This is a genomic window from Pseudochrobactrum algeriensis, from assembly GCF_018436245.1.
In the GTDB taxonomy this organism is placed as follows: Bacteria; Pseudomonadota; Alphaproteobacteria; order Rhizobiales; family Rhizobiaceae; genus Pseudochrobactrum; species Pseudochrobactrum saccharolyticum.
Genome location: NZ_CP075361.1, coordinates 567,427 through 583,591, shown reverse-complemented (window position 1 = coordinate 583,591; position 16,165 = coordinate 567,427). Strand labels below are relative to the sequence as shown.

The 16,165-nt window shown below is 50.3% G+C and carries 14 protein-coding genes and 1 riboswitch; of the genes, 4 read left to right on the top strand and 10 right to left on the bottom strand.

What is annotated here, in order from left to right; translation table 11 throughout:
- Nucleotides 1-69: 69 nt before the first annotated feature.
- The 6 genes from KHQ09_RS04715 to KHQ09_RS04690 all read right to left on the bottom strand — a co-directional run bounded on the left by KHQ09_RS04715 (nt 70) and on the right by KHQ09_RS04690 (nt 6,120).
- Nucleotides 70-984 (bottom strand): FecR family protein, encoded by a 915-nt coding sequence (locus KHQ09_RS04715; RefSeq protein WP_213596674.1) that lies wholly within the window; start codon nt 982-984, stop codon nt 70-72.
- 115 nt (nt 985-1,099) lie between these two features.
- Entirely contained in the window at nt 1,100-1,633 is a 534-nt protein-coding gene (locus KHQ09_RS04710; protein ID WP_213596672.1) for an RNA polymerase sigma factor, read from the bottom strand.
- Nucleotides 1,634-1,856: 223 nt separating this feature from the next.
- Entirely contained in the window at nt 1,857-2,357 is a 501-nt protein-coding gene (locus KHQ09_RS04705; RefSeq protein ID WP_022711055.1) for a flavin reductase, read from the bottom strand.
- Between the two features lie 353 nt (nt 2,358-2,710).
- Entirely contained in the window at nt 2,711-3,739 is a 1,029-nt protein-coding gene (locus KHQ09_RS04700; protein ID WP_116087227.1) for a methionine synthase, read from the bottom strand.
- Nucleotides 3,740-3,765: 26 nt separating this feature from the next.
- Nucleotides 3,766-4,737 carry a DUF1852 domain-containing protein gene (locus tag KHQ09_RS04695; protein ID WP_213596670.1) on the bottom strand — a complete coding sequence of 324 codons (972 nt, stop codon included), beginning with the start codon at nt 4,735-4,737 and terminating at the stop codon, nt 3,766-3,768.
- Nucleotides 4,738-4,837: 100 nt separating this feature from the next.
- A riboswitch (cobalamin riboswitch) is annotated at nt 4,838-5,052 on the bottom strand.
- Nucleotides 5,053-5,352: 300 nt separating this feature from the next.
- Complete coding sequence (locus tag KHQ09_RS04690) at nt 5,353-6,120, bottom strand: helix-turn-helix domain-containing protein (RefSeq protein WP_213596669.1); 768 nt, start codon at nt 6,118-6,120, stop codon at nt 5,353-5,355.
- A gap of 167 nt (nt 6,121-6,287) precedes the next feature.
- On the opposite strand from KHQ09_RS04690, the gene KHQ09_RS04685 reads away from it, so the two are divergent.
- On the top strand, nt 6,288-8,534 hold the full coding sequence (locus KHQ09_RS04685; protein WP_213596666.1) for a marine proteobacterial sortase target protein: 2,247 nt from the start codon (nt 6,288-6,290) through the stop codon (nt 8,532-8,534).
- Nucleotides 8,534-9,148: a class GN sortase gene (locus tag KHQ09_RS04680; protein ID WP_213599807.1), complete on the top strand. Its 615-nt coding sequence runs from the start codon at nt 8,534-8,536 to the stop codon at nt 9,146-9,148. The genes KHQ09_RS04685 and KHQ09_RS04680 overlap by 1 nt, the downstream gene beginning before the upstream one ends.
- A gap of 612 nt (nt 9,149-9,760) precedes the next feature.
- On the opposite strand, the gene KHQ09_RS04675 is transcribed toward KHQ09_RS04680, so the two are convergent.
- The 4 genes from KHQ09_RS04675 to KHQ09_RS04660 form a co-directional block, all read right to left on the bottom strand.
- Nucleotides 9,761-11,119, bottom strand: coding sequence for a sensor histidine kinase (locus KHQ09_RS04675; RefSeq protein WP_213630812.1), 1,359 nt, complete (start codon nt 11,117-11,119; stop codon nt 9,761-9,763).
- 5 nt (nt 11,120-11,124) lie between these two features.
- A complete protein-coding gene (locus KHQ09_RS04670) occupies nt 11,125-11,796 on the bottom strand; it encodes a response regulator transcription factor (RefSeq protein WP_116086772.1) in 672 nt (223 codons plus the stop codon).
- A 437-nt stretch (nt 11,797-12,233) separates the two neighbouring features.
- Nucleotides 12,234-13,148, bottom strand: coding sequence for a DUF3313 domain-containing protein (locus tag KHQ09_RS04665; protein WP_238481563.1), 915 nt, complete (start codon nt 13,146-13,148; stop codon nt 12,234-12,236).
- Between the two features lie 324 nt (nt 13,149-13,472).
- Nucleotides 13,473-14,387: a LysR family transcriptional regulator gene (locus KHQ09_RS04660; RefSeq protein WP_213596660.1), complete on the bottom strand. Its 915-nt coding sequence runs from the start codon at nt 14,385-14,387 to the stop codon at nt 13,473-13,475.
- A 111-nt stretch (nt 14,388-14,498) separates the two neighbouring features.
- Between KHQ09_RS04660 and KHQ09_RS04655 the strand changes: the two genes are divergently transcribed.
- On the top strand, nt 14,499-15,134 hold the full coding sequence (locus tag KHQ09_RS04655) for an SDR family oxidoreductase (protein WP_213596658.1): 636 nt from the start codon (nt 14,499-14,501) through the stop codon (nt 15,132-15,134).
- 49 nt (nt 15,135-15,183) lie between these two features.
- Nucleotides 15,184-16,110, top strand: a complete 927-nt coding sequence (locus tag KHQ09_RS04650) for an alpha/beta hydrolase (protein WP_213596656.1) — start codon at nt 15,184-15,186, stop codon at nt 16,108-16,110.
- The last annotated feature ends 55 nt before the right edge of the window (nt 16,111-16,165 follow it).

The following is a 16,165-nucleotide window of genomic DNA, read 5'->3' as shown; positions in this document are numbered from 1 at the left end:
AAAGGCGCCTCTATCTATAAGGACGAAGAGCTGGTCGAAAAATCCCGGTCAAAAAATGGAAAAAATAATTTAAGGCGGACGAATAAGGGTGAGTAATGGCGTCCAGTTTTCGACGCGGACCGGCAGTGCCTCGGCGAGTTTTTGCGTGAGTTGATCCGTTCTTTCAATATTGATGATCAGGGTTACCGGTCTTTGTGCCAATGCAGCATCGGTGATGATGATTTTTCCGCGTTGCCATTGTTCCAGTTCTTTGACAACCTCGCCAAGCGGACGGGAAATAAAAACAAGACGACCATCAAGCCACGACAGCCTCGTATCAAGCTCGGCTGGTTCCGGAATGCTGAGATTATTCCCGCGACTTCGCACCGCATAACGCTCTTCGACCTCTACGGACTGCGATGGGGTCTCCACTCTGACCGAGTGCTCAGAGACGACGACACTTACGCCGTCATCTTCGTGACGAACGGAAAAAGCAGTGCCAAGCGCTGTGGTGTTCACATGCATCGCGCTGACCGTAAAGGGACGTGCACTATCCGGAGTAACGTCGAAAAACGCCTCGCCGGCGATAAGTTTCACCAGACGCTTCTGCTCTGTGAAATGAACTGTAACCGAACTCGCTGACGACAATCGCAGCTTCGATCCGTCAGGCAAAACCGCGGCTTCTACCTTACCGGTTGCACTATAATAATCTGGCCGGTTTACACTGAATTGATAGTACCCACCGCCTGCTAAAAGCAATGCGAGGCTTGTAGCGCCACCCTTCAACAGTTTTCGCCGAGAAAGCTGTGTTTGGGATAGATCCGGCACCATGCCTGCACTGCTCCACAAATGTTCAAGTCGGGAGTATGCTTGTGCATGACGGCTATCAGCCTCCAGCCAGACTCTGAAACCTGCCAGTTCAGCTTCTTCAATATGTTCTTCCAGAAGCAATGCAAACCAATGTGCCGCTTGATTGGAAATATTCTCTTCTTCTGACTTAGACACAATTCACTTCCGGCAGATAAGATATCAGAGCGTTGAACAGAGGCCGCTTAACGTGGACGCATCCTGAAAATATGAAGCGGTTTTCCGGCAAGAGACACGGAGCAAAAAACGCCGGTCAGAAACGATCAAAAGATGATTTTTCAGCCTGCAAATTTTTAAGCGCTGTCACCATGTGATTGAATGCTGTTTTAGGTGAGATACCAAGCTGTGCACCGATCTGAGCATATGTCATGCCTTCGATACGATACAAAATAAAGACTTGCTGTGCACGTGGCGGCATATCCGCGATAATCTTCTGTAGCCGCAGGAGCTCTTCACGAGAAATCAGATGCTGCTCGGCAGATGGCGCATTATCCTGAACCCACTCAAGCTCTTGCACATCGACAATGACGGGAGCAAGTTGAAGTCGCCTGCGATAATCAAATGCAATATTCCGGCCGGTGCGTATAAAGTAACCTTTGAGATCTTTGACATCGCCAAGAATGCCTTTTCGCTCCCACAATCTGACGAAAGTGTCCTGCACAAGGTCCTGTGTTTCCACACGGTCTTTAAGGCAGCCGTCAATGACCTTTGTCAGCCTTGTTCGTACGGAGAAAAATACCTCAACGAAATACGACCCATCCTTCTTATTATGATCGACGGTTTGCAAGCGAGACTCTCTGAGGCAGATCGGTTTCAATTAATTGTTGAGTTATATAATCATGTTTTTTTCGGAAATTGAAGCCGTTTTCTGCTATTCGAAAAGTTTAATAACGAGCAGGAGTTATAAAGCACGGATATTTCGGCTTAACCGCTGCCTTAGGGATACCCGACATTGATAAATCGTCAACGCAGCGGGCGCCAAATGACAGATACAGTGCCGAGACGGTTCTTTAGCCCCCGAAATAGCGTCGTCTGCAGTAGAATAAAGTTGCCTTTTCATCGTTCTCACGAATATTGATGACCCGCCCGAAGAAGACGCGGTGCGTCGCCTGCTCAATGGCATTGGTGAGCTCGCACTCGAAACTTACCGATGCGTCGGCCAGTACCGGAACACCCGTGAGACCTTTTTCCCATTCGCCAAACACAAACCGATCAGCAACTGGCGTCTTGCCGCCAAAGACATCCGAGATCTCCTCCTGACCCGGCGTCAACGTGTTCACGCAGAAATGGCGCGCGTTGTCAAAAGCAGGAAAACACGAGCTTGTCCGATTGATACAGACGAGAAGCGTTGCCGGAGTGTCGCTGACGCTGCAGACTGCCGAGGCGGTAAAACCGTAGCGCTTGCCACCAAAAACAGTGGTGACGACGCTTACGGCTGAGCCGAGCCGCGACATACCATTGCGGAATGCCGCCCTGTCCACGATTTCCAGAGGTTGATCAAATATATCCATTCGGTCCCCGTATCGGGTTGAAGTGTGGGAGATGGCCGCTAGAGCGGTTTACGTCCGGATTGGATCATAGCGCTCGCTCTAGATTCTTTGTTTGGTCGCATTATCACGGGCGTCAAGTTGATCCAACTTGACATAATCAAGAAGTCAAGTTGATCCAACTTGACTGTGAAATGCTCTAACGGCCAACTCCGGAGTGCAGATTTCGTGAAACCGCGTATTTGTTATTGAACGCGTGACATTGCTTGCAGCACGAGAGCGCCGTGTGCCAGACTTGGCACACAAAACTCGCCCTAACACTTTAAAATGAGAGCATAATTTTACCTTAAACTGATCCAAGTTTAAGGAATTATGCTCTAGGCAGTGAGTTCTCTGCGGACGATTTCTGCGCCCGCGCTCAAGGCTTGAAGCTTGCCCATAGCGATAGGCCGGGAGAGTGGAGCCATGCCGCAATTGGTGCACGGATAAAGCTTGTCAGCATCAACAAATTGAAGCGCTTTTCGAAGCGTTTGAGCAACTTCCTCAGGCGTCTCAATAGTATTGGATGCCACGTCGATGGCACCGACCATTACCTTCTTGCCGCGGATAAGCTCGATCAGATCCATCGGGACATGGGAGTTCTTACATTCCAGCGAGATCATGCCGATGCTGGATTGCTGCAGCTTGGGGAATGATTCCTCGTATTGCCGCCACTCTGAACCAAGCGTACTCTTCCAATCCGTATTGGCTTTAATGCCGTAGCCGTAGCAAATATGCACGGCAGTCTCACATTTGAGGCCTTCGATTGCGCGCTCCAGCGTGGCGACGCCCCAGTCATTCACCTCATCAAAGAAGACGTTAAAGGCAGGCTCGTCGAACTGAATGATGTCGACACCAGCAGCCTCCAGCTCTCTGGCTTCCTCATTAAGGATTTTGGCGAATTCCCAAGCCAGCTTTTCGCGGCTCTTGTAATGGGCATCATAGAGAGTATCGATCATGGTCATGGGACCTGGGAGGGCCCATTTGATCGGCTGCGTGGTATGCTGACGCAAAAATCTGGCATCCTCGACGAAAACCGGCTTCTGGCGTGACACAGCCCCGACAACAGTCGGTACGCTCGCATCGTAGCGGTTGCGGATTCGCACGGTCTCGCGCTTCTCGAAATCCACGCCGTCGAGATGTTCGATGAAAGTCGTCACGAAATGCTGACGTGTCTGTTCGCCATCGCTGACGATATCAATACCTGCATGTTGCTGGTCGGCCAGTGACAGCCGCAAGGCGTCCCGCTTGCCTTCCAGTAATTCCTCGTCCTGCAGTTTCCAGGGTGACCAGAGTTTTTCAGGCTGCGCGAGCCAGGAGGGTTTAGGCAGGCTGCCTGCGGTCGATGTAGGAAGAAGTGTTTTCAAGATAGGTGACCTCTGTTTCGTTTCAGTCAGGCGACGTCGTAAGCGGACCATTGGTCGAGAACGGTCCGGTATGGCTTGATGAAATTTTCCTCGGTGAATTTGCCTTGCTCCACGGCCAACCGGCTGCGCTCTTCACGATCATAGACAATGCGTGTCAGCGAATAATCCCCGTGCTTCAAATTCGGCCGGTAAACCGCGCCTGCAGCAGCGTTGGCATTATAGATTTCAGGCCGATAAATCCTCTGAAACGTCTCCATCGTACTGATGGTGCTGATCAGCTCGAGATTGGAATAATCGCCAAGCAGGTCGCCGATAAAATAGAAAGCCAAAGGCGCAACGCTGCCTGCCGGCATGAAATAGCGAACCTGCATCCCCATTTTTGCGAAATACTGATCTGTCGACGAGGATTCATTCTGCCGGTATTCGGTGCCCATTATGGGATGATGATTGTCAGTGCGATGATAGGTCTTGCTGGTCGAAGCACTGATGCAGATGACGGGCGCTTTGCCGAAGTGAGATGCATATGTCTCTGAGCGTAGGAAAGATTTGAAAAGCTTTCCATGCAGATCGCCGAAATTGGCCGGAATGCTGAATATGGGCTGGTTCTGATTGTGCTCGGGAAGAACAATACTGAAGTCGTAATCACGCACATAGGACGAGAAGTTGTTTCCGACGATACCGTCGATGCGCTCATTGGTTTTCTGGTCGACAATGGTTGTCTTGAGGATTTCAATCAGCGGGAATTCATCGCCGGCAATCCCCAACGTGACGGAAATAATGTCCAGCTCGACCGAATAGCGATCACCTTGGGGGTTATCCCAATGCGCCAAGGCATTGAACCGGTTGTCGATCATCCGCAAGGTGTTGCAGAGATTCTCACGGCGACGATCGCCTCTGGCCAGATTGGCAAAATTGGTGGTGATGCGCGTATTCTCCGAGGGAAGATAATCCTCGTTAAACGGAACGCTCTTGATAGCGAAATTGAAGTTCTGCGACATATTCTGCCCCAATTGAGTTGGGGGGCATGGGTCTGCGGGCACATAGCAGTACAGGCCGCGATGCGGCCTCCGCTACGGCACACTGGGACACCCCGCCCGTGGACGTTCTTTCGCCAAGGCAGGTCTCCTGGCTCACGGGTCATCGCTTCCGTCCGTCTTCCCGGGTTAAATCCCAGTGACATGCTGGACGTCAGCTCGCCGCTTACAGTTGCGGGGGCAGCGCCGGCTTTTCCGCATAATACGGAGCACCGGCTTCCCTCTTAGCTCCGGCACGCTGCAGACAACGACCGGAGAACCTAGGCATCTCTACCTAGCTGCAATCACAACGAAGTGTCAAGCGCATATAAAGATATTTTTATATCTCCAAGTCTCAAAGTGTAGGCACGCCTGCGCGAGCGAAGACCATTCAGGACTGAACCATTGCAAGCTAAAACGACGTCAGGAGAAAAGCAGACAGCCCGCACATAAGCAGCACCAGATTGGCAATGCCTTATGATCCGCCGCAGCCGCTATCCACCCGATGTAATTACTCAGGCTGTCTTGCTGTAATACCGATTTCAGCTGCGATTGATTTGGTCGTACAGAATGAGATGGATAGATTATCCTTAGCCCCGATTATGACGGCATCACAAAACTTGCATAGCCATCGCCGATGGTCTTGTTAAGAAACCGTGCATATTGATCATAGACCTGATCTGCGGTTGTTATCCGTCCAAAAACCGGCGCTTCAAAAACCCTTATCGGGATGAGTGCTAAAGGCACGGATACCGGCGTCAGTTGTGCGCCCTGCCCTGCACGCAATGTCGTGAGAATACCATACATTTCACCCGCGATACTCGGGCGCGAAAGTACCGCCATGCGGTATTGTCCGGACGTATTGGTCACAAGATAGACATGGCCTGAGAGATGCGGAACGGAGACACAACCCTGCTGCGAAAATGACGCGTCGGTGCGCTCACGTTCTTCAAATTTCAAATGTGTGTTTCCGGCATCCCAGACGATGTCTGTGCAATAAGCAAAAATATCACTGCTATTACCAAAAGAAGGACGAAGCGTGAGGAATGTCCCCTCTAACCACGAAACGGCAGCGCGTGAATAGGCACCAAGTTCTTCCGCCGCATGTCCGTTGATCGCGGCTGGCTTTGGCTTTTCTGTTTCCGCATGATCGCGCAGTTCAAATCCCATCGCCTGCTCAAGCCGGATAATCGTCGCAAGCGTGAAAGGCCGATGCCCTGAGAGTGCTTTTTCAAGTGTCGAGAGACTGATACGTGCCTCATCCGCCAGATGCTGGCGGGAAATCCTGCGGCGCGCGATCTCCTCACGTACACGTTCAGCGACGCGGAGATTCAATTGATCGGACAAAACCGCATCGTGCTGAGACATGAGAACTTCCTGAATCCGTACTTTCCTTCACAATTCCACACATAGGCGGAGCCTGCAAGGTGGCTTGCGGCAAAGTACGGACAAAACTTGGCAAAGCTTACGCTGGCGAGGAAACAGCACTCCAGCGCAAATTGTCTCCAGTTATCCGACAGATACAGGAGCTTATAATGTCGCCTGCCATCAGACAGTCCCACAACAATACAAGGGCAATCAGCCTGTCTCAGTTCTGCAAATTCATCTGGTTTGTGAATATGCTGTTACTGCCAGTTCTGGCCGTTGTTCTTTCGCTTCTCAACGTGGCTTCCGCCCGTGCTGAACAGCCAGCCTATGTAACGCCGAATGCGGTGCAAAGCGGCAGCCTTCTGCTTCAGAGCGGTGAAGCCGGCCAATATATCGAAGCACCACGGCTTGCCAGTGATTTCAACATTGATGTCAGTGGCCCCACCGCCCGCGCCCGTCTCAGTCAGGTTTTTGAAAATCCGACCAATAGCTGGGTTGAAGGCCTATACGTATTCCCACTGCCTGAAGACAGTGCAGTCTACTCCCTGAAGATGATTGTCGGCGACAGGGTTATTGTTGCCGACATCAAGGAAAAACAGGCCGCGCGCGAAATCTATGAGAAGGCGAAAAGCGAAGGTAAGAAGGCTGCTCTCATCGAGCAACAGCGCCCCAACATCTTCACCAATGCGGTTGCTAATCTTGGTCCGAATGAAAAACTTGTCATTCAGATCGAATATCAGCAGGCCGTTCGCCTGAGCGATAATCGCTTTTCTATGCGTGTGCCGCTTGTTGTTGCACCGCGCTATAATCCTGAAAACAGCGAGCCGATTGTTGAAACCGCTGACATTCAGAGCGGCTGGGGGCAGCAGAAAATAAAACCAACGCATGGTTCAGACAACAGAGCCATTGAAACACCCCTGATTATGCCAGATGAAGACCGCATTAATCCGGTGACAATTACTATCAATCTCAAAGCCGGTTTCCCCACCGCCAATATTAAGAGCCTGTATCACCCTGTCAAAATCAACCAGCAGGGCGAACTGGCCTCAACAATTACTCTGGATGGCAAGGCCACGGCTGAGCGTGATTTCGTTCTCGAATGGCAGGCTGCTGAATCCGAAATGCCCACCGTCGGCCTGTTTCGTGAACATGTTGGCAATGACAATTATCTGCTGGCCTACATAACCCCGCCGCGCATCAAAAGCCCTGTGAATGAAACACGGGAAATCATCTTTGTTATCGACAATTCCGGTTCGATGGGTGGCACTTCGATCAAGCAAGCCAAAACCAGTCTCGATTATGCCCTCTCCCGATTAAAACCAACCGACCGTTTCAACGTCATTCGTTTTGATGACACGCTGACCAAGTTTTTTGATGACTCTGTCCCTGCCACAGCACTCAATATTACCAATGCACGCGACTATGTCTCTGCGCTTGAAGCGGTAGGCGGCACAGAAATGCTGCCTGCTTTGCACGCAGCACTTGATGACAGCCACCAAAAGGATGGCTTGCGCCAGATCGTGTTTCTGACCGACGGCGAGATCAGCAATGAACGACAAATGCTTGATGTCATCGCATCCCGCCGCGACCGCTCCCGTCTCTTCATGGTTGGCATCGGCTCGGCGCCCAACACCTATCTGATGAACAAGGCATCTGAACTTGGCCGTGGCACCTTCACACATATCGGCTCGGTGGAAGAAGTCGACCAGCGCATGCGTGAACTGTTCGATAAACTCGAAAGTCCGGTTGTCACCAATGTAAAAACCAGTTTCTCACAGGAGGGCATCAGCCTGACGCCGGGTCTGCTTCCTGATCTTTATCAGGGGGAACCATTGGTGCTCGCTGCACGTACCAAACAAGTCAGCGGCACAATGACGGTTGAAGGCACAGTCGGAACCCGTCCATGGACAGTGACCCTGCCGCTTGATGCAGCCAGTCCGGCGGAAGGTATTTCCAAGATCTGGGCGCGTCGCAAGATCGACGATGCTGAAGTGGACATGAAGCTCGGCAAGATCACTGAGCTGGCAGCTGATACTCGTATCCTCAGCCTCGCATTGGAACATCATCTGGTAACACGTCTCACAAGTCTTGTTGCCGTCGATCAGACACCGAGCCGCCCAGCAAATACCCCACTCACCCGCGCCGACATTCCTTTGCAGCTTCCTGCCGGTTGGGACTTTGAGACACTGTTCGGTATTCGTGCAGACCGCAGCGTGCTTGATCATGCCGATGCAAGCAAAGAGCAGATATTTGCTCGAGGCAAGAACCGTGCTGCCGCACCGAATATTCCCGCACCCACCATGTCACTGCCGCAAACCGCAACTCCGGCAATGCTGAATATGCTTCAGGGATTAGGCATTATGTTTATCGGGTTTCTCATCTTCTGGTTGGCACGTCGCAAGGAGAATGCATGATGGGTATTCTTGTTGCAGAAGATACAAAGGCAAAGGAGCGCAGTTTGGTGCGCTCCCCTCTCATCTTGCTGTCAATTGCGGTGATGGCCTGTGGTCTTCTACTTCTCAGTCAGGGACTGTGGATCCATGCAAAAGCCTATGCAGCTCAATTCCTGCTTGAGCGTGCCTTCACCCAGAGCATTGCAACAGGTGAAAAGGTTAAACCATGGGCATGGGCGGATACATGGCCGGTAGCGCGTATCGAAGCGCCACGTCTGGCTGCATCAGCAATCGCTCTCAATGGTGCAAGCGGACAAGCTCTGGCTTTTGGGCCCGGCCATCTCCAGAACACACCCAAAGCCGGTGAGACAGGAACGGCAGTTTATGCAGCACATCGCGACACGCATTTTGCTTTTCTCAAAGATATTAAGAAAGGCGATCTTATTCGCATTACCCGCACTGACGGTAAAACTTATACCTATCGTGCCACGCAAATGAGTGTTGCGCGTTGGGATGAGGCGCAGATCGATATTCACGCAGCGGGTTCTCAGCTGGTTCTTGCAACCTGCTATCCCTTTGATGCGGTTACACAAGGCCCGTTTCGCTATCTCGTTTATGCCACTTTAATCCAGTGATTTGAAATTGCTGCAGACAAGAAACTTTCATGAGGATACCGCACAAGCTTAACATTTATGCTTCCCGAATAAACAGCCGGATATTAGGAATGGTATTTCACTTCTAATAGTCAGATACCCCCTGCTTAAATTGCGAGAGCTCCGCTTGATATAGCGGGTACAGGAATGGGAAACCTCACCCCCCATATTTCTGTCGATCACAACCGCTTGTTTCAAGTTCAAGAGCTGGTTTTAAAGAGGTAATGTTGCCGTAACAGTCAGATTCTAAACATCACTCCAATTCAATGTTTCACCTAAAAACAGGTGACATAGAGATGGAGATGTTCTTTGAAAAGAAAACTATCAAGAAAATTATCTGAAAAACCAGTCGAAATTTTCGTAATATTCATCGGAATTTGCCTTGCAAATATTGTAAACAATCACAAGATTTCCACGCCATCATACGAAATCACAGACAAATCCATTTCAACAAATGGATTAAATCTATGATTTATAAAAAAATCAGATCCGCAATAAATTTTATGCTTTTAACGATCATACCCGTATCTTTACTATGGGGGCCAATCGCCATAGCTATAATATCAAGAATAAATTCACTTTGATATTGATCGCTTAGCCTGCGGGGAAGGTCAAACTCACGACCAATCCCCCGCCAGTCGCATCGGATAATGCCACCGATCCATTATGGGCGCTCATAATCTGGGATACAATTGCAAGTCCCATCCCTGCCCCTTCAACCACAGTACCCGCCCCTCTCACAAAAGGCTTCAGCATACTGCCCCGTTCTGCATCGGGAATACCCGGCCCCCTGTCGGTAACACGCAATATGCCAGGATGAAGCACTTCGATCACCAGCATTTCTGTTCCTTGCGCATGACACAACGCATTAATGATTAAATTATCCAGCGCAACCCGAAGCGCTGCCTCTGAACCGGAAATTGTTATCCGTTTTTCAGGTGCTTTGAACTCAATCTCCACGCCCTGCTTAAGAGCAGCCGGAACATGTTCAGCAACGATTTGGCGGGCTGCATGTGCGAGATCAACCGGAGCAAATGCCAATGACTGGCCGGACAACCGCGCCAGTTGCAAAGAAGTTGTAACGATTGAAGCCAAACGCGCTGTATCCCGTATCAGCACATCACGTATTGCCGGCTCTTCTATCTTTTCCAGTTTTATTCTCAGCTTGGTCAACGGTGTTCGCAATTCATGCGATGCACTGGCAAGAAAAAAACGCTGAGCCTCAAACGCATCATCAATACGCGACAAAGCCGTATTAAACGCAGCAACCATCGGCTTTAATTCTGAAGGGGTATCACGATCTGAAATCCTGCGTCCATTGGGCAAGCCGTCAATCTGCTCGGCAGAATTTACAACCCGTCTTACAGGTGAGGCAATCACACGCTTAACCGCTATCGCTGCAATCGTCGCCGTAGCGACAAGTACAGCCCCAAGCAAATGATACAAGCCCTGAGGGCCTATCCCCCATAATGCAACGAAAATTGTTTGCACTCCGGTAAATGAAATACCGCCCAGCACGACAAATGCCTGAGGATTGGCACCATCAACAAGGCGCAGGCCTTGATAGGTTACTTCACCCGTTGTGAAGTGAAACTGAAATGAAGATATTTGGGCCGGAACTGTATTAAGCGCATTCTGAACAGACGGAGGCACAACCCCATGGGTTATCGTCTGAGTTCCGTCACTCAGCAGATACCAAAAATCCGGTTGTTGCTCTGCAAAACCAATAATATCGGCAGATATGCCGCCAATATTAAGTTCAAGCTGGCCTGACGGCGCATAGAACTGACTGGACTGCAGGAGTTTTCCCAAAATATCCAGCGGTACAGTTTGCCGGCCTTCCGTGTCCGAAGATATCAATAAAAACACTAATGTTAATATTGTGCTGATTGTCATCATCAGCGCCATGCCCATAACAAGCAGGACAGCAACGGGAAAAGCGATGGAGCGCATGAACTTCATTCCTGCACCATCATGTAACCTATACCGCGTATAGTGCGTATTGTTACATTACACTTGGCTTCCCGCAGACGCCGCCGCAGTCTCGACACATGGGAATCTATGACATTAGAACCCAGTTCATCATCAATGCCGTAAACTGATGCTTCCAGATTATCACGCTGGACAACACGCCCCGCCCGTCTGATGAGCGCCTCCAAAATAGCAAGCTCACGTCTTGGAGTATTCATAATACTCCCCTCAACCATGGCGGAACGGTTGATAAGGTCGAATGATAAATTCCCGAACTGCGTGCATCCGGTCTCATCCAGATTATATCTGCGAAGCACAGCCCGCGCTCTGGCAATAAGCTCCATTGGTTCAAATGGTTTACTGATATATTCATCCGCACCTTTATCCAGTGCCGCAACAATATCAGCCGGATCATCTAATGCTGTTAATATCAGGGTAGCAGGCCGCGGCCGAAGCTGCCGTAAAGTGGGCAGCAGAGACAGACCGTCACCATCCAGAAGATGACGGTCGATAATTGCCAGATCAAATTTGAAAGCAAGCAAGGCAGATTCTGCATCTGCAACGGTGTCAAATGTGTCCGCAACACCAATGGATGCCTCCATCATAGCCTTCAGCGAAGCCGCCAATTCACGATCGTCTTCCACTATCAGAATATGCATGAGCCGCCATTGATATGATCAGAGTCAAATTGATTGCACATTGCGAACACCAACACTTTTAGCATGTTTTCAGGGCCGCTTAGCTGACCACATTAAAAACGTGTCAGTAAAAACGGACAACCGAACTAGAGAAGATCCCCGCGGGGAACACCATATGTCGGAGGCGGATATGCCCTTCTCAAATGGTCTTTATCCGACATATCCAAGCGCTGCACACATTGCGCATAGGCATCTGTTCCGGGAAGAAATCCGTATTCGTTACAACGGCCTCTATAGTCTGTTGTCTCGCAGCCCATCAGCGCCATCAGGAGACCTATCGCAAAATAATTACGCATAATATCCTCAATAAGTTTATATATGTCAGCATATGACCAATCCCGCCTGAACATTACGGCAACGTTACGTGGCAGGTGCCAAGCTATAAATACTCATGCCTGTCAGGGTGTTGATTGCGCAGATAAGCTGCTTTGTTTTGGTGCAGAGAGGGATTTAGAGCCTTTATCCGTCCATGACGGAGGCGCTCCCAATGAAGCGCCGATCGCCCCCAAAACACCCGGTTGACGACCGAAATTCTCGCAAAGAGCCGATCCCGGTTTTCCACCCAGTTTTGTGCGAATTTCATATCCGGACGGCAAACGAAGGTCAAAATTACCCGGCTCTTTACCCTCGATAATCAGTCTGGAAAATTCAGAACCAAAAGCCGCAGCCAAATCATAGGCATCCCCCACCTGCGACACACGCGCCTCACTGGTGAATGAGTTCGCCCCCTTCGACCAGACGATTGCCGCAACCTGAGCCCCTTGCGGATCCGTAGCCTCTGCCTCAACAGCCAATCCGCCCAGCCCGAACGGTAATCGCGGAACCCCTACAGGTAAGGCAATAGCTGTACCGATAGAAATCGCCTTTGCAGCGCCCGCAATACCAGACTTTGTAGGCACAACATCGGTAATAACGGTACGGATTGTGAGATCGGCCGGCTCACCGGCAGGAACAATTTTATATTTTTCACTCAGAGTGTAACAAACAGCGCGATCAATCGCATTTGCCAGCAGGGTTCTGTCCTGTACTTTATCAACGCGCCGTTCAGCAGAATTTATAAAGGACGTCGGAAATATACTTACGGTTCTTACTTTTTTTAACACGCCAAAATTCAAGTAAAGTTTTTTCTTAGCAAACTTTCCTTTCGGCTCACTTAAATTACTATAGGAAGTAAGAGTACCCCCCTCTTTTAAAGGGACACTCGCACAACCACTTAACAGAACGATAATCGGGAAGTATTTTATCAGATTTGATGTATTTTTTTGTAACGACCAAGTTATTGTTTTTCCGAAATTTATTTTGTTGCTCCGCACTACCGGTAACCCCGCTTTTAAACAGCAATTCGGGGAGCAACCTGACCTTTGTACCTTGCGGCAACATTACGCAAATTATAACAATGAATTTTCTTTGAGTGATTTCATTACAAATATCGTAATATTACGGTAATGTTCCGATGTTCTTTTTCAAAAAAATTGAACAGGTGAACAATGTACATAGCTCTTATGCTAATCATTCTTACAGTATATTTAATAATTCTGACCGGAATATTGTTAATAGCAATTTGAAAATTCCAGAACAATAAACAGTTTATCCTCAATTTGCTTACAGATTTACGCAATGCGCTCAATCATATTGCTCTATCGCTCCAGTTGCCGCCGCTTCTCAACCAAAAAATCAACGAAAACGCGTAGTTTTGCAGGCATCTGATCCCGTGAGGAAACATAGAGGTTGAAACCATCAAAGGGCGGACACCAATCTTCCATCACGCGCACCAAAGCGCCGGATGCAAGATGCTGGCTGACAGCAAAGTCCAGATGCATCATCAGACCTATTCCCTGAAGCGCAGCATTCAGCATGACATCATCATTATTCGTGGCGAATGTTCCTGCAGGCTGGAACAGCCTTTCATCTCCTGTAAGCGGATCGGTCAATTCCCAGCGGAATACAGCTCCGCTACCCGACAGACGAAAACCGAGGCAATTATGCTGTGTCAGATCCCTGAACACCTTCGGCGGAGGATTAGCTGCAAAATAAGCAGGTGCACCAACCACGGCAAGAGAAACCGGCGGAGTGACCGGCACTGCAACCATCGTGTCTGTCACACTTTCACGCAAGCGAATACCCGCGTCACAGCCTTCCCGAATAATGTCACCCAACCCGTCATCGATAAATAATTCAACACGAACCTCAGGATACCGGCGGGCGAACTCTCCGAGATACGGCTCAATAAAATGATGCGTGACAACCCGCGGCGCATTCAGCCGGATTTCACCGCTTGGCTTTTCGCGCGCCTCACCGACAGCGACGACCGCATGTGATATCATTGCAAGACCCGGCTCGATCTGAGAAAGTAATTTCCGGCCGTCATCTGTCAGCGATACCGAACGTGTCGACCGGTTAAGCAGACGAACGCCGAGCTGCTGTTCTAACATTCTGATCGTTTGCGACAAAGCCGATGGCGAAATACCGATACGACCAGCTGCACGAGTATAGTTCCCTTCGCGGGCAACCTCCGCAAAGGCAGCAAGAGCAGGCAGAAGATTACGGTCCATTATATGCTCATTATGAATTACAGCTTCAAACTGATTGAAGGATGCCCCCATTTTTCCGTTACGTCGAGTGGATTATGTTAAATTCATGAAATGAATATACGGAGCAAAATAATGAAGAAAATTGCAATCCTTGGCGCAAGCGGTCAGATCGCACAGCATGTGGTTGATATGCTGGCTGAACTTGGCGACACAGAGATGACGCTGTTTCTTCGCGATGCGAGGAAACTTGGTCGGGATATTCCTGACAATGCCCGTGTGATTGAGGGTGATGTTCACGACACTGCCAAGCTGAGAGATGCCGTGAGTGGTCAGGATGTCGTTTATGCGAACCTTGCCGGAGATGTCGACGCGCAAGCCGCCGCCATTATCACCGCCATGAAAGATGCCGGTTCGCGGAAGCTGATTTTCTGCACAACGCTTGGCATTTATGACGAAGTACCCGGTAAATTCGGTGCGTGGAACAACCGGGAAATCGGTGAATATTTACCGCCATATCGCAAGGCTGCCGATCTCGTGGAGGCATCAGGTCTGGATTATGCCGTCCTGCGCCCTGCCTGGCTGACTGATGCAGACGAAGTCACCTACGAAACAACTGAGCGCCACGAGCCTTTTAAAGGCACGGAGATCTCACGCAAAAGCGTGGCAGCCGTGGTCGTAAAACTAACCGAAACGACCGGTGCACTTGGTAACCGCAATATCGGCATTAACAAACCAAATACCGGTGGCGACAAACCTGCCTTCATGTAAACCGGCCAGTGAGAATGTCACTCGCCTCCGGAATTAAGGAGATCACATCATGGAAACCGTGAAAATCCGCAATCACGATATGTATTGGGATATCGCCGCCGATATCCACTTCCCGACGCATTTCGACAAAACGAAGAAATATCCGGCCATCATCAGCGCACATCCGATCGGAAGCTGCAAAGAACAGACCTCGGGCAATGTCTATGGCGCAGCGCTGGCCAAAGAAGGCTTTGTTGTCATCGCCTTTGATGCAAGCTTTCAGGGTGCAAGCGGCGGCGAACCGCGCTTTATCGAAGACCCGACACTGCGTGTCGAAGATTTCCGCCATGTTACCGATTATCTGGTGACGCTTCCTTATGTCGACGAAGAACGCATTGGTGTACTCGGCATTTGCGGCGGCGGCGGCTATTCAATCAATGCTGCAATGACTGAGCGCCGCATCAAGGCGGTTGGCACCGTCACCGGCGCGAATTATGGCCGTCTGATGCGCGGTAATTTCACTGCCCTCAATCCGATCGCCGCGCTGGAAGCAATGGCCAGACAGCGTACAGCTGAAGCGCGCGGCGCAGAGCTTCACGTTGACAATCTGCTTGCCAGTTCTGTTGAGGAAGCCCGCGCTGCCGGCATCACTGATCGCGATCCGCTGGAGGCAACTGATTATTACCGCACACCACGTGGTCAAAAGCCCAACGGTCTGAACCGCTCGCTCCTGTCGCATCAGGCAGCAGCAGTGGGCTGGGATGCCTTTCATCTGGCGGAAGTACTCCTGACGCAGCCGCTTTGCATTGTGGTCGGTGATAAGGTCGGCGCATTCGGCGCCTATCGCGACGGCTGCGAGATTATTGAGCGCGCAGCCTCCAAACAGAAGGAGCTTGTGGTTCTCGAAGGCTGGTCGCATTACGACCTGTATGACAAGGAAGAACCGGTCAGGCTGGCACTCGCCAAGCTCGTTCCGTTCTACAAGGAAAATCTCTAAGCACGCTCAGGCGGCTTCTAACGTCACAATCCTGATGAATGTTACAGTCCGTGCT